This window comes from Leptospira ellinghausenii (assembly GCF_003114815.1).
Lineage (GTDB): Bacteria > Spirochaetota > Leptospiria > Leptospirales > Leptospiraceae > Leptospira_A > Leptospira_A ellinghausenii.
The window spans coordinates 153,933-169,330 of record NZ_BFAZ01000005.1; the positions used below are offsets into that span (position 1 = coordinate 153,933).

At 36.7% G+C, this 15,398-nt stretch carries 14 protein-coding genes; 6 read left to right on the forward strand and 8 right to left on the reverse strand.

From position 1 onward, the window contains the following. Positions 1-50 precede the first annotated feature (50 nt). Positions 51-395 (reverse strand): P-II family nitrogen regulator, encoded by a 345-nt coding sequence (locus tag DI076_RS04810; RefSeq protein ID WP_015678663.1) that lies wholly within the window; start codon positions 393-395, stop codon positions 51-53. A gap of 20 nt (positions 396-415) precedes the next feature. After that, on the reverse strand, positions 416-1,804 hold the full coding sequence (locus DI076_RS04815) for an ammonium transporter (RefSeq protein ID WP_108958842.1): 1,389 nt from the start codon (positions 1,802-1,804) through the stop codon (positions 416-418). A gap of 290 nt (positions 1,805-2,094) precedes the next feature. On the opposite strand from DI076_RS04815, the gene DI076_RS04820 reads away from it, so the two are divergent. From DI076_RS04820 to DI076_RS04830, 3 genes are read left to right on the forward strand one after another with little or no spacing between them, the layout of a single operon-like run. Then, positions 2,095-3,585 carry a cryptochrome/DNA photolyase family protein gene (locus DI076_RS04820; protein ID WP_167396507.1) on the forward strand — a complete coding sequence of 497 codons (1,491 nt, stop codon included), beginning with the start codon at positions 2,095-2,097 and terminating at the stop codon, positions 3,583-3,585. Next, positions 3,582-3,866, forward strand: a complete 285-nt coding sequence (locus tag DI076_RS04825; RefSeq protein WP_108958843.1) for an ATP-dependent Clp protease adaptor ClpS — start codon at positions 3,582-3,584, stop codon at positions 3,864-3,866. The genes DI076_RS04820 and DI076_RS04825 overlap by 4 nt, the downstream gene beginning before the upstream one ends. Then, positions 3,863-4,588, forward strand: a complete 726-nt coding sequence (locus DI076_RS04830; protein WP_108958844.1) for a DNA alkylation repair protein — start codon at positions 3,863-3,865, stop codon at positions 4,586-4,588. The genes DI076_RS04825 and DI076_RS04830 overlap by 4 nt, the downstream gene beginning before the upstream one ends. Here the strand turns inward: DI076_RS04830 and DI076_RS04835 are convergent. Next, a complete protein-coding gene (locus DI076_RS04835; RefSeq protein WP_108958845.1) occupies positions 4,585-6,639 on the reverse strand; it encodes an adenylate/guanylate cyclase domain-containing protein in 2,055 nt (684 codons plus the stop codon). The two genes, DI076_RS04830 and DI076_RS04835, sit on opposite strands and share 4 nt — an antisense overlap. A 46-nt stretch (positions 6,640-6,685) precedes the next feature. On the opposite strand from DI076_RS04835, the gene DI076_RS04840 reads away from it, so the two are divergent. The 3 genes from DI076_RS04840 (at position 6,686) to DI076_RS04850 (ending at position 10,088) form a co-directional block, all read left to right on the forward strand. Beyond that, complete coding sequence (locus DI076_RS04840; protein WP_108958846.1) at positions 6,686-8,005, forward strand: class I SAM-dependent RNA methyltransferase; 1,320 nt, start codon at positions 6,686-6,688, stop codon at positions 8,003-8,005. Positions 8,006-8,055: 50 nt separating this feature from the next. After that, on the forward strand, positions 8,056-9,183 hold the full coding sequence (locus tag DI076_RS04845; protein WP_108958847.1) for a SpoIID/LytB domain-containing protein: 1,128 nt from the start codon (positions 8,056-8,058) through the stop codon (positions 9,181-9,183). A 62-nt stretch (positions 9,184-9,245) separates the two neighbouring features. Continuing rightward, positions 9,246-10,088 carry an HDOD domain-containing protein gene (locus DI076_RS04850; protein WP_108958848.1) on the forward strand — a complete coding sequence of 281 codons (843 nt, stop codon included), beginning with the start codon at positions 9,246-9,248 and terminating at the stop codon, positions 10,086-10,088. A gap of 5 nt (positions 10,089-10,093) precedes the next feature. Here the strand turns inward: DI076_RS04850 and DI076_RS04855 are convergent, their stop codons facing one another. Genes DI076_RS04855 through DI076_RS04875 form a run of 5 tightly spaced genes read right to left on the reverse strand, consistent with a single transcriptional unit; the run spans position 10,094 to position 15,390 of the window. Then, complete coding sequence (locus DI076_RS04855) at positions 10,094-11,326, reverse strand: adenylate/guanylate cyclase domain-containing protein (protein WP_108958849.1); 1,233 nt, start codon at positions 11,324-11,326, stop codon at positions 10,094-10,096. Positions 11,327-11,331: 5 nt separating this feature from the next. Next, the gene (locus DI076_RS04860) at positions 11,332-12,153 is read right to left on the reverse strand and encodes an NADH-quinone oxidoreductase subunit B family protein (protein ID WP_108958850.1); all 822 of its coding nucleotides are present in this window, start codon (positions 12,151-12,153) and stop codon (positions 11,332-11,334) included. Next, a complete protein-coding gene (locus DI076_RS04865) occupies positions 12,150-13,577 on the reverse strand; it encodes a hydrogenase large subunit (RefSeq protein ID WP_108958851.1) in 1,428 nt (475 codons plus the stop codon). Before DI076_RS04865 ends, DI076_RS04860 begins: the two co-directional genes overlap by 4 nt. After that, on the reverse strand, positions 13,574-14,782 hold the full coding sequence (locus DI076_RS04870) for a proton-conducting transporter transmembrane domain-containing protein (RefSeq protein ID WP_108958852.1): 1,209 nt from the start codon (positions 14,780-14,782) through the stop codon (positions 13,574-13,576). Before DI076_RS04870 ends, DI076_RS04865 begins: the two co-directional genes overlap by 4 nt. Beyond that, on the reverse strand, positions 14,779-15,390 hold the full coding sequence (locus tag DI076_RS04875) for a formate hydrogenase (protein WP_108958853.1): 612 nt from the start codon (positions 15,388-15,390) through the stop codon (positions 14,779-14,781). Before DI076_RS04875 ends, DI076_RS04870 begins: the two co-directional genes overlap by 4 nt. Positions 15,391-15,398: the final 8 nt, after the last annotated feature.

The window sequence follows — 15,398 nt, forward strand, 5'->3', positions numbered from 1 at the left end:
GAATCTTTCACACCCATACGTTTTCCGATTTTTCCTTTTAGTAAGGAATGTTAAATGGCGCTTTTGCCTTTTTCGCCAGTTCTGATTCGAATCACTTCTTCTAATGGAGTGATAAAAATCTTACCGTCACCAATTTTTCCATCTCCACTTTTAGCTGCTTTTAAAATAGCATCTACAGTTGGTTTCACGAATTCATCATTTACAGCAATTTCCAATCTTACTTTTCTAAGAAGGTTTACTGTGTATTCATGTCCACGGAAAACTTCTGTTTTTCCTTTTTGTTGCCCGTAACCTTGAACGTCTGATACTGTTAAACGATAAATTTCGTTTTTCGTTAACTCTGCTTTAACTTCTTCCAACTTATGTGGTTGGATGATTGCAATGATCATTTTCATAATGTTTAACTCCTATTTCCTTACCCACGAACTCGGATATTAAAATCTGGGTAAGCTTCTGCTCCGTGTTCCCCAAGATCCAATCCACTCAATTCTTCTTCTTCACTCACTCGGATTCCACCTGCTAGTTTTAACACAAACCATAGGATGAGAGATACTACAAAAGTGAATCCACCGATTGCCAATATTCCATAAAGTTGAGTTACGATTGAAGGAACTTCTACTCCGGCAGGAGCACCTTCGTAACCAAAGATGGCAACCGCTAAGGTTCCCCAAATACCACAAACTAAGTGAACGGAAGTTGCTCCAACTGGATCATCAATCTTCATTTTATCAAAAAATAACACTGACAATACGACGAGAACACCAGAAACCGCACCAATAATTGCAGCAGATGTTGGACTAACAATCGCACATGGTGCAGTGATACCCACAAGACCTGCAAGAGTTCCGTTTAAAATCATACCAAGGTCTGGTTTTTTTAAGATGATCCAAGCAGTGACAGTTGATGCAAGTGCACCAAGTGCAGCAGAGATGTTCGTTGTCACAATGACATGAGACATTGTGCTACCATCACCAACTCCCATGGTTGAACCAGGGTTAAATCCAAACCATCCGAGCCAAAGGATTAGAGTTCCTAACGCAGCAGAAGTCATGTTGTGACCTAGGATTGGTTTGATACGTCCGTCTGGTAAGAATTTTCCTTTTCTTGCCCCAAGAACGATGGCTCCTGCAAGGGCAGCCCAACCACCTACAGAGTGTACAACGGTGGAACCAGCAAAGTCATGAAAACCAAGTCCTGCTAACCATCCACCTCCCCATACCCAATGGCCTGTGAAAGGATACATCACAGCAACAAGGATAAAAGAGAATATTAAAAAGGAATGAAACTTAATTCGTTCGGCAACTGCTCCCGAAACAATGGTAGCTGCAGTCGCTGCGAAAACGAGTTGGAAGAAAAATTTTGCAAGAAGGGGAACACCTGTCCAATTCATGGAAGAGTAAACACCTTTGTATTCATCTCCTATGGCAGGAGAGTTATCAAGACCACCTAGGAAAAATAATCCATCTGTTGCATAAAATGGAGTTCCGTCACCAAACATGAGTCCCCATCCAATGGCCCAATAAGAGAAAGTTGCCGCTGCAAAAACGATAAAGTTTTTTGCTAAGATGTTCACTGTGTTTTTTGATTGTGCAAATCCTGATTCAACGAGAGCAAAACCAGCATTCATAAAGAACACCAACATACCTGCAACTAATACCCATAATGTGTCTAGTCCTACAGTTAATGTTTGGATTGCTTTTGCGGTTTCTTCTGCTGGGTTCACGACGGTTGCAGCTTCATCTGCAAAAAGGAACATCGGAACTACCAGGAGAAGGAAGGCGATTGATTTGAAATATTGTTTCATATTGCCATGTATCCTTTCCATGTTATTTGCTGAATAAGAATGCAAGATTGGTACCCGATGCGAAAAATCGACTCAAATTGTCCAAAAAAAATCAAGTGGTGCCTAAAAACCCTCCAATATGCCTTAAATTCTAATCTGACTGTTCCAACAAGGAAACCAACTTCTCTGGAACTCTTACTCAATCTGATGCATTCAAAAACAGAATGATTAAATTATAAGCAATCCGCCTTTTGGAATAAGATCTGCTCAAAAAACCATTACAAGCAGTCTCTATTCCCCCTCTAATAGGAGTGAATTCTGAACGTATCCGTATCTGTAACGACAAACCGATTCGTAACCAAAAAACCTATGTCCTCTATTGGATGCAAGCCTACAGACGATTTGATGCCAACCATGCCTTCGAACATGCAATAAAACTCGCTCGTGAAATCAATAAAGAACTCATTGTATACGAAGGCCTTCGTATGGATTATCCATGGAATTCAGAACGAATTCACAAATTCATCTTGGAAGGTATGTTTGAAAACCAAACAAGAGCAGACGAACTAGGCATCAATTATTGGCCTTTTGTCGAAACTCCACAAAATTTAGGAAAAGGTTTACTCAAGGAGATTTGCGAGGACGCATGTGTGATTGTCACTGATGACTTTCCTTGTTTTATCATTCCGGATCAAACAGCAAGCCTGGCAGAAAAGATAGACTGTCAACTACTTTCGGTTGATAGTAATTCAATTATTCCCTTCTCTCGGTTTCAAAAACCTGCAAGTGCAGCCAGAATCCTTCGTTTATGGATCCATAAAGAACTGAACTCAAATTTTCCTACTCCTAGTAAACCCATTTGGAAAAAGGAAGAACTAACAAGTATCACTGGGAAAACAAAACCAAATCAAAAAATTGGACTTCCAAAATCAATTGATTCTATCTTAAAAACAATCTCCTTTCAAAACCAAGTTTCTCCCGTAAAAGATGTGAAAGGTGGTCGGAAAGAAGCCTTGCGATTGTTAGATGAGTTTATCAAAAAAAAATTGGATTTGTATCTTACGAAACGATCGGAACCAAATCGACCAGAACAAACTGCAACCAGTGGGCTCTCCCCTTATTTACACTTTGGTTGGATTGGTCTGGAAGAAATTTTTTATGCAGTGTTAAAACATAGTTCCAATGGAAAATGGAACCCTGAACGTTTGAGTCATACAAAACCAGGTGATAGGGAAAATTTTTATTCTCCATCCATTGCCACCAATCATTTTTTAGATGAACTGGTCACTTGGCGTGACATAGGATATCTTTTCTTTTGGAAAGACAAACCTAAAAACATTACACTCGATCATTTACCAGATTGGGTGAAAGAAAATTTTAAAAGACACAAAAAAGATCACAGGGAATATATTTATACCTTAGAACAATTTGAATCCGCGAATACCCATGATGAAATTTGGAATGCTGCACAAACTGAACTGGTCCAAACTGGTAGAATGCACAACTATATGCGAATGTTATGGGGGAAAAAAGTCATTGAATGGTCAAAGACCTACGAAGAAGCCTTTACGACCTTAGAACATCTAAATAATAAATATGCTTTTGACGGAAGGAATCCAAATTCATACACAGGAATTTTATGGTGTTTTGGACTTTTTGATAGACCATGGTTTCCCGAACGAAATGTATTTGGAAATGTACGTTTTATGTCTTCCGATTCAACAAAAAAGAAGTTTAAATTGAATTCCTATATGGAGTATATTGGTGAACTGAGTGGAAAATCCAACTCACTCTTCCCATGACAGAACCGATCCAACCGATATTTGAAGAGGAAACCAATTTAAAAAGCGAATCGGTTTACGATTATTTTGTCATTTTATTCAATGATTCCATCCATGAGTTTTCGTACGTTGAAGACTGTTTGATGAAGATATGTTTCAAAACAAAACGAGATGCCAAAAAAATTGCAATGGAAGCTCATTCAAAAGGCAAAGCCATCTGTTTCCAGGGGAGTATGGAAGAATGTGAAACAGTTGCTGAAAATATGACAACCGCGAATCTCACTGTGAGTTATGGAGTATGAAAGAGACAAAAGAATTTTTTTTAGAGGAATTAAACAAACATAAAGATTTAAATAAGGCAAAATTTTTCCCTCGTTTTTTTAAGACAGGACCTGGAGAATATGGCGAAGGTGACCAATTCCTTGGTATCACCGTACCCAAACAAAGATTAGTCGCCAAAAAGTTTGCACCAAAACTGAGTCTAGATGATTTACAATCATTGATTGTTTCCCCTTACCACGAAGTCCGTCTCACAACCCTTCTCGTCCTCATACAAAAATACCAAACCAAAAAGATAACAGAAATAGAAAGAGAAAAAATTGTCCAATTTTATCTAAAAAACACAAAGTACATCAATAACTGGGATTTGGTGGATGTAAGTGCAGATAAAATCATAGGTGATTATTATTTTGATAAAAATAATGTTATCATTCAAAAACTAAAGAACTCAAAAGATTTATGGGAAAATCGTATCGCAATACTAAGTACATTCCATTGGATCAGAAAAGGTAGATTTGAAGAAACTTTATCGTTATGTGAATATTTTTTAAATCACAATCATGATCTGATTCATAAAGCAACAGGATGGATGTTACGTGAAATTGGTAAACGAGACATCCAAACTCTTCGGATGTTTCTCAAAAATCATGCAACAAAAATGCCTCGTACGATGTTACGTTATGCAATCGAAAAACTAACCACTTCAGAAAGGAAAAAGTGGTTAGAATTAAAAAAAGATAACTAATCTCTGGGAAGAACCTTGGTGACAAAGTAAACTTTTACAGGTTCTGATTTACCTTTTAAGTTTAACTCTTTGGTATCTTCATATTCGATGTATTTTTCGCCGCCAGCAGCGAGGAAGGCAGCTTCCGATACGGCGACTTTTCCTGGTATTCCATGACTTTCCAGTCTCGCGGCCGTATTCACTGCATCACCAATGACAGTGTAATCCATTCTTTTGACTGATCCAATGTTACCGACTATCGCTTCCCCAAAATTAACACCGATACGTAATCGGAAGGTTCCTGGTTCTAAACCTAATTGTTCATTGATCTCAACCATTTTCTTTTGCATGTCCACTGCGCAAGCAATCGCATGATAGGCATCTAGGTCTGTTTGTTTTGGTGCTCCCCAAAATGCCATAATGGCATCACCAATGAATTTGTCTAAAGTCGCAGAGTAATGAAATATCAAATCCGATAAGGATTCAAAAATTGTATTTAAGTGACTTAAAACTACTCCTGGAGGATTTTTTTCAGCAAATGTTGTAAAACCAACGATATCTGAAAACAAAGTTGCAATGTCTTTCTCTTCACCACCTAACTTAATGTTATCAGCAACAATTGTCTCCATAACTGCAGGTGAAAAATAACGGGATAATCTTTCTTTTTCTTCTTTTTGTTTTTCCACCATCTTACGTGAATCAATCATGTTTTTCACAATGGACAATGCGACTGAGATTGTGAAGGCAGCAAAGGCATAATCTTTCACATATGTATGGCTTGGAAACCATTCCCATTGCATTTCCACAAAAATATCATTTAACATGAGCATTATGAATGCAAAAAAACCGAATGATACAGTTCCCATCGAAGGAATTTTTCTCCCGAGGAAAAGAATATAAAACAATGCTCCTCCAAGAAGGATTGTAAAAAAACTCCAATAAAAAAAGTATTTAGATAAAAAGAGTAAATTCGGTGATAATAAAACTACAATTGCTGATACAATTCCAGCACCATCAATGTATCTATTGGTCAACTTAATCCAACCACTCCGAACATGTGCAAAACGTACGATAAAGTTAAATAAAAAATGAACCAGACCAACCCATGTTACATACTCCAATTTTTTAATCCAAAAACCATCACTCAATATTGAATAGATGATTTGGCTCTGGAACAATGTATTCAGTGCCATAAATATTGAACCTAACGAGAAGTATATGGTTGCATTTTCTTCATTTCGAAATAAAAACTGCCAATATAAATAAAAACATCCAAGTAAAATGGTCAATACGATGACAAAAATTTTCTTAAAATCATTCCAATACTCAGCTCGTTCTGAATATTTGTATGAGGAAATATAAAATTTATCATGTGATAGACCAGGACTCAATGGGTATTTCGCATACACTCTGACAGCAAGTACGTTCGGTTCATCAATTTTTAATAAATGGAATGGAATTCGATAAAATCTAATTTTATCACTATAAAGAGATTTATCTTCTAATTGGACATTTGTATCAGTATCGAGAAGTAATCCGGTACCACCGATATACTTACCATTCCAATACACTGCATCTGCTTGGCTAATTTGACCAAGCCTTAAGCTTAAATTTCTTGATTTGAATTTATTTTGAATGTCACTACTCGTGATTGTGATCTCAGTCCGATACCAACCATAACCTTTGTATTTCTCCATATAATCAAAAAAACTAGGGAAATACAATTCGCCATCACCATCGGTCACCTTGTCCCAACCAGTTTGGATTTGAAAACCAGAAATCCATCCTGTCCGAACTGATTCATCTAAGTTTGGTTGTGCATAAGAAAAAACATGTGCTTTGATTTCTCCTTCGTCTTCATCCAGATAAAAATCATCCTCTGTGTTTTCCGTCACTCGAGGTGAATCACCAGGTTTAAAACTCCATTTATGAATTTCCTTTCCGAAGGAAGATTCAGATCTTAAATCTAAGATTTGATTCGTGAGTAATACTTGTGCCGAAACTTGCGAAAAGGAAAAAAGAAGAATGAAAGGAAGAACAAACGTGGAAAAGAGTCTTTTCGAAAAAACCATGTCAGAAATCGTATTCAAAAGAAAAGGAACTGGCAAGTAGAAAACATTGGACAAAGTCAAAGTAGAAGGACTCAATTCCGACTTTTCGGGAATCGTTACTGCACCTAACGGAAAAAAGGTGGACATATTTTTTGTCCATCCAGGTGACGAACTTGTAGTCGAATATGTCAAACGACGACCTCGCCAGAGATCCTTAAAAATCCATGAAATCATCCGTAACCACAACTGGGATTTGGTGAAATGTGATGTGTTTGGCAATTGTGGTGGTTGTACTGGCCAACACATTCTATACGAAACCCAATTGGAGTTAAAATTCCAGCCAATCTTACAATTATTCCAAAAAGATTTAGGAATTTCCTTAAAGCCAGTCTCGCAAACAGAAACGTATTCCTACCGCTCGCGAATGGATTTTTCTGTTTTTCCAGGCCCTATCATTGGCCAAAGGCAACGTGGAAATTTTAGGAAAGTTGTGCCCATCAAACATTGCTCCATCCAATCAGCATGGGCGAACCAAGCTTTACAGGATGTACAATCCGTTCTCGATCAAATGCCAGAAGTCATATGGGACAGAAAATCAGAAGCGGGAGGACTAAAATACCTAACGATTCGTAAGGCACAAAATACCGAGGATGGAATCCTAATTTTTACATTCACTGAAGGGTATGAAGCAGATCCCAAAATGGAATCCTTTCGAAATTTATGCCTTTCCCAATTGTTACAACCTTCTTTGCTTTTTTGTTACAACCGTCCCAAATCAGAAGTTTCGGCAGTAGGCCGACCTGAAATTTTACGAGGAAAAGATAGTTTTACAGAATCCGTCCTTGGCCATCGGTTTGAAGTGCCATTTGATTCTTTTTTCCAACCTAACCCAAATGGATTTTTACCCATCTTAAATTTCATTAAGGAACGGATGACAAAGGATCAAACTACTTTAATTGATTTGTTTTGTGGAAATGGATTCTTTTCTTTGTTATACGGTGAAAATTTCGAACATGTTGATGGTTACGAACTCACAGAATCTTCTATCGAAACTGCTTCTCAATTATTCCAAGATGTCTATCCTAACAAATCACATTCCTTTCAAGTAGCCAATTTATTTATTTCTACAGACGGACTCAAAAAACAAGAAAATGCAAGTTTGATTTTAGACCCTCCAAGAGCCGGTGCAGGAAAACTCGTGAACCATTGGATCCGGGACTTCGGACCTGAATTTGTATTCTATGTCTCTTGTAATCCTTATTCACAAAAAGAAGATGTGACTTTATTTTTGTCGGCTTATGACTATGTTGATGGTATTTTGATCGATCCTTATCCACACACACCTCATACGGAATCCGTCCTTTTCTTTCGTAGAAAACATCAATAAAATCCCTTTATCGATTTTCTGTTTCTTCCGAAAATAGTAGGGAGGGAATTATGAAACAACGGACAGCGATTTTATTTTTTTGCATCGTCATTTTAGGACAAATCGGATGTGCGAGTGTTATGGTAACGAACTGGGCCCCAGATGAATCCAATTTTAAATCGCGACCAGTAAGAGTACTTCTTGGTTATGCGAGTGATGAAGAAATTTTTAAATCCTCAGGTGAAATCATAGTTAAAGATGCAAACGATCTTACCATCAAAAAAGCATATGATTTTTTATCCTTAAATCCAACAGCGATCAAAGCACCTATATCCATTCAAAGTAATTCTGAGTGGATTGATTACAAAGGTGTGAGTTACCGTGGCAGTATTTTAGTAAAGCCTATTGATGGAAAAGTTCTCATTATCAATATCGTTCCCGTTGAATTATACTTACTATCGGTTGTACCATCTGAAGTGAGTGCTTCTTGGCCTAAAGAAGCACTAAAAGCACAAGCGATTTGTGCACGAACTTATGTTGTGAAAGAAATGTTAAATCGAAGAAAACAAGAGTATGATGTGGACACATCAACAAATACTCAAGTTTACAAAGGCAAAAACAAAGAACATAAAAATACAACCGAAGCTGTATTTGAAACGGAGGGCCTGATCCTCATTCACAAAGGCCAACCAATCCAAAGTTTTTTCCATTCGAATGCTGGCGGTTACACGGAAGATCCCGCAAATGTTTGGGGGAATTCTGTTGAATATTTAAAACCAGTTCCTTCTGAATATGATAAGGATGGAGATCAATATTCTTGGGAAGAAAAATGGAAAACCGATTATGTTAATAACAGCTTACGTGACTTAGGTGTTGGTGATATCCAAGATATCATCGTTGCCAATCGATTTCCAACTTCTCGTGTGAATGAATTAGAAATTATAGGAACATCTGGAACCAAAAGAATCAAGGCTACTGAATTTCGAAAAAAAATCGGCGCCACAAAACTAAAATCCACTCGGTTTGGAATTCGAAAAGAAGAGTCTGGTGATTTTTATGTGAAAGGTTTAGGTTCTGGTCATGGTGTGGGAATGTCACAATGGGGAAGTTTTGCAATGGCAAAAAGTCAATTCAACCACAAAGAAATTTTACAACACTATTTCAAAGGAATTGAATTCGCAAGAATCGTAGCCAGATAAAGCTTAGATTTTGGTTTCCATCGTCAGAAGATTTTAAATTCTGACTTTAGGTCCCAAAACTTATGGCAACACTGGAAGAATACTTATCCCAAATCAAAGATCTGACGATTGTTCCGCCGGTCTTACTTTCCGTACTTTCCCTAGAAGATGATAACGAACTTTCTTTTGGTGAGTTAGAGAAAAAAGTCCAATCTGACCAGGTCCTTGTCGCAAGACTTTTAAAATTAGCCAATTCTCCTTTTTTTTCCCGAGGAAATCCTGTTGCCAACATGAAGCAGGTCATCACTCGTCTCGGTTTTAAAACCGTTCGCAGTATGGTGGCAATGTCGATGACGGATTCTCTTTTTAGCCAAGGGAATTATAAAAAATTCCGGGATGAAGTTTGGGATCATTCTGTTGCGAAAGGAATTTTTGCCCAAATCCTCTGTGAAGAAAAAAAATTCAAAAAAGAAGCCGAACTTGCCATCACTTGTGGACTCATGCAGGATTTAGGTCGTATCGTTTTGAATACTATAGATCGCAAAAAATATGTAGAAGTGTTAACAGAATTCCAAACATCAGATGTAAACCTCATAACGTTGGAAAAAAAAGCGTATGGTGTGGACTCGTATGAAATGGGAAGTGCAGCAGCTAAACTATGGAAAATGCCTTCGATTATTATTTCTTCAATTGAAGATTTAGCAAAACCAATTAAAGAACAAACTTCCCTTGGACAAATCATTGGTTTTGCTGGTGTGATTGCCAAACTAACTGGCCATGGAAAACAAGAACCAGAAACAATACAAAAATTTGAAGAATACCGAAGTGTTTTGGGATTAGAAATTGAAGATATGAAAGTGTATGTAACAACCAAGGATGAAAAACTGAAAACAAACGAATTGTATCAGTTTTGTAGCACCCTGTAGTTACATTAATTTGGTTTTACACTTAATATTCTGTGTAAACCTTCTTTTCCTTTAATTTTGACTGGTTCCAATTCTTCATATCGGTATTTTTTAGAATACTCTTCCGGTAGATGGTTATATAAACCTTCCGAAACATAGACATGCATTGGCTTAGCCATGGATTCCAATCGACTAGCCATGTTCACAGTATCCCCTACTGCTGTGTATGAAAGTTTTTGAAACGAACCCACGTTCCCTACAATCACATTCCCTGATGCCACACCGATTCCAATCTGCGGAGTGAATCCATAAATTTGATTCCATTTTGGTTGCCATAATTCGAATACTTGCAACATTTCTAAAGCACAATCGAGAGCATTTTGTCTATGGTCTTCTTGAAAAACTGGTGCGCCAAACAAACACATGATGGAATCACCTATGTATTTATCGATCATACCACCATAACCCAAAATCACTTCCGTCATAGCAGTAAAATATTCATTCAAAAAGGAAATTACATGTTCGGGTTTCATTTTTTCAGATAAGGATGTATAACCACGAATATCTGAAAATAAAACTGATACTTCTTGTTCCTTCCCTTTTTGATCTAATGATAATGTATTATTCATTAAACTTTCAACAATGATAGGGTCAACGTACATCCCAAATACGTTTTGCATTTTCTTTTTTTCAAACTCTAAGTTTAACTTTTCTTCATATTCTTTCTCAAGTTCCTTTTTAAACTTTTTAACCATCGTATTCAAATCTTGAATTTCTGATTGGTTCATCCCGTAAAGATCTTGGAAACGTTTCAAACTATCATCCATTTGGATGGATACTACTTTTTTACGATAAATTTCCCGGAACAAATTCCGGAAGCGATGTTCTAAAATATTTTTCTTTAACCTACGTTTGCTGAAGTATTCATTGATACCTAATTGAAACGCATGGATTGGTAGTTGTTTCCCCTCTGCCTTGGTAAACACAACCACTGGAAGTTCGGAAGGACCGGCCATATCCATTATTTTTTCTAAGATAGATTCAGAAGATTCCTCTAATTCTGGGAATTGAATTTCAGTGATGAGAAGGTCATACTGGACTTTTTTAATTTCCTCGGCTCCATTCTCAAAAATAGAACGCCATGTCAAATCAATGTATTCACCAAACCATTCTAAGAGTAATTGGGAAATGGTATCGTACGATTTTTTCTGTGGTTCTAAAACCAACACTCTGACAATTTCTTCTTTTTCTAATTCCACGGGCCTTATTTTTCACTCTCTAAAAATTTGTGAAGCGCCTCTTGGAATTGGAAGGAAAATCTTCCTAATAACAAACGGAAGGCTTGTAAAATGACATCAGGTCTTGGGGGATCTCCTGAAATATAAAGGTCTGGTTCTTTCGGTAACTTTCCTTGCGGGAAAAGTCCACCACTGACAGCTTCAGTCCCACAGGCAATCAATGCTTTGGGTTCACTGATGACATCCCATGCAGTTTGCAATGGAACTACCATATTTTCGCTGACCGGCCCTGAAAACACGATGGCGTCGGCATGTTTGGGACTCGCAACACATCGAATCCCTTCCCGTTCGGAATCAAAAACGGAATTATAGGAGGCATTCAGTTCCGATTCGACTGTATTGTTTCCACCTGCTGCAACTTCTCTATACAAAAACCCACGTTTTTGTGTTAAATGGCGAAATCGTTCTTGGTTTTCAGTGAGTGTAAATTTAGATTGGTTGGGTCTTTCCAATTTTCCATTTTTGTAAGTAATGTAAAATTCCTCTCGGTGTAAAACGAAAGTGTATATAAATCCTGAATTACGAAGTTTACCGTCAGGGCAAATTTCTACACAAAGTCCACATTGTAGGCACTTTCCATAATCCATTGTAAGTAGGTCATCCCCTTTTCTTTGGATTACCTTTGTTGGACAAAGGGTTTCACATTCCTTACAGTTTCCACATCCATTCTCCATTGCCTTTGTCGGTATTGGAATCCCTCTTTGGTTCGGATGGACATAGGAAGTTTTCTCAAAATCGAGAACATTTTTTTTCGTGAAAAAATTCTTTAATTCAAATAAAAAACTCATAAGTCAAATCCAACATAACTTAGGTTAAACGATTTATTGTTTAATGGGAAATCGCTCACTTGTTCTCCACGAACAGCTAACTCAAGTGCATGCCAATTTAATACAGAAGGATCGCGAATATAAGAATTAATTACAAACCCATTGTCATCAATATTAAGGGCAACTAACAAAGGACCCCTCCATGCTTCCACTGTTGAATAAAAAATTCCGGGTTGTATTTTTTTTTCTTTTATATCTAATGATGATCCAATCTCTTTTGCATTCCAAATCGAATTCCAATCTAATTCCTCTACTTTTTTTTCCATCCAAAGTAGCGATTGTTCAATTTCAGCATATCGAATGTACATCCGAGCCCAAACATCACCATTGTAATGATGGTGCTCTTCTTTTATAGGAAGTGGATTCCAATCAGGGTAATCTGGATGATTGATTCGTAAGTCTTCCACGACACCTGCCATTCTAGAAACCATTCCAATAAATCCGTGTTTTTGAACATCGGATTCTGATATAAATCCACAACCTTGCATCCTCTCCTTAAGAGTAGATATAGAAAGAGCTCTTAAAATTTGAGGACGAATTCGAGTTTGGTAAACTTTTTTTAATTGGTAAAAGGCATCTTTAGCCTGTTTGGCGTTAATTCGATGATTGAGTAACAGTTTTCCAGGACGAATCACTGATTTCCCAAAGCGGTGTCCTGTCCATGTCTCCATAAGTCCGAGTGCAGCTCCCCTATCGGTAACACACACTCCATATAATGGATAATAACCGATATCTTCCGAAATACCACCTAAATCCCCAATGTGAACAGCAACTCTTTCCAACTCTACGAGTAAAGATCGAAATAAACGAATGTCTTTTGTTACCGTGATTTTATAAAAATCTTCATATATTTTTGAAAATGCTAATGCATATCCAACACTTGTATCTCCAGAGATCATTTCTGAATATGGCATTACCTGATCCACCGACTTACCAACTAAAATATCTTGTATACCTCGTTTCTGGTAACCAAGACGAATTGTTAAATGACGAATTACTTCTCCCTCAACAACAAATCGGAAATGACCTGGCTCTATGATACCTGCGTGGATGGGGCCAACAGCATGTGAATAATGATCGATTGAGAATGGGACAGACAATCCATGATAAGCTAAATCACGTATCACTCCCGATTTTTGGTGTAAAGATAAAACTTTACCTCTCTGATCAGACAAATAATCATCTTCCTTTAAACCAGAATAATCTTCATGCCCCATGTCTTGTCCAAAAGAATGCCTAACTAACCAAATCGGATATTGATCATCCAATAAAAAATCAATCGTACTTTTTTTGGCCCCTTCCTCTTCCATAACTACATTTTGATTCTCATGAATGAATTGAAAATATGATCCGTTAAAATGAGTGATGCCTGTAATTTTCTTCATAGGTAAATTGCCATCAAATTATACATTCCATAAGCACCAACAGAGATGGTGAAAAGCAAACTAATCCAAAAAAAATAAAATCGCAAACGTAATGTTCCATATATTTCAGAATTAAAATCACGGTTCTCAAGCCTTACCATTGGTAACACTTTATTTAAAGAAACAAAAAAGAAAACGGAACCCAAAATTGGAAATATAAATAAGTAAAATTGTTTTTTCAAGATCGCAATCTCGATGATTTTCAAATCCAAAACAAAAACTGGAGAAAGAGGAAAAACAAATGCAATCAATAGTGCCAATAAATAAACATACAATGCTTTATGGCTCAACTTAGCTCCATTTAGGATCTGAGAAATATTTCGTTTCCCAGCATCCATTCTTAATATGCCCATTGACAAAAAGACAAGAAGTTTCACTAAAACTGTTGTCGCGAGTAAAAAGTAAAATACTTCATCAGAAACATCCAACCATAAAAATAGTGTTAACATTCCAGTATGGAAAAGTGCAACCTTAGCTGAAATTCTTCGAATATCATCTCGAGATACTAACATCAAAGTTGAATATAAAATAGTTAAAATTCCAATGAACAATAATCCATTGGAGGCATTGATCAAATGAACATTTAATTCATTTTCCAGCTTAATCAACGGTCGAATTGCAAGAACTACGCTAACAGGGACAAACGACGCAATCAAAGAAGATATTTGGCTAGGGCTTTCTGCATAAGTATCACCAACCCAAAAGTGATTTGGTACCAAACCCAACTTCCCACTATAGCCATAAATCGTTAAAAGTATACCTGTTTCCACAAGAAGACCCGATTGGCCTTCTAAACCAAGTTTAAGAGAAGCAAAATCTAAATTTTGTAAAGGAGTGGATGCAAATAGAAGTATTACAATCCCCAAAAAAGCCAAACCAAGGGCATAGGAATTAATCAATAAAAATTTCCATCCAACATGGAAAGATCGTTCCGTTCCACTCGACGAAATTAATAACGCTCCAAACAAAGTTGAAGCTTCAATCAAAATCCATTTTAATACAATATTATCCGTAAACCAAGAATAAAATAATACAGAAAAAAAACAAATTTTGAGTAAACTCCACAACCAAATCCTTGTTTGTCCTTTAGTGGGAGCAAAAATAGAAATTAAAAATATAATAACAAAAGTTATGATACCAGATAAATAAAATACGATTTCCATCATAACTTTCTTTCCTTTACATGCATATGAGGCGATAGTTGCAATATTCCTCCCGAAACTATTACCAATATAGCATCCAAAAATGATCCAAACTCCAAACCAAATGGTAATCCCTTATCCAATACCATAGTTAGAACAAATATTCCATTTTCAAATACACAAAATCCAGCAATTAACGCCAACCAATTCCGCCTAACAACAAAACACAAAATACCTACATATACCAATAAAATCACGTAAATCAATGCTATTTTATGAACAGGAATCGACAACAATGGAACTCCTTCCGTTATTTTAACAGCAAGTACCAATCCTAAAACCATAAACAAGAGTGTTGCCAAGTAACCAAATCTAGGAGTGGTACTCTCATTCATTTTTGATTTATCCGCAGTCCAGTTTAAAATCCATGGAGTTAATAGTCCTTTAAAAAGTACAACTAACAAAATTAATGAAATTGCATGTTGCCAATCACCTTCATGAGTTTGAATCACAGGAAAGATAAGCAGAAAACCTTGAAGACTTAAAAATAAAATAATCCGACTTAATCGATTTTCAACTAAGACAACAATCCCAGACAAGAGTAATAATAAATAAACGAAATCGTATATCATTGTGTTAT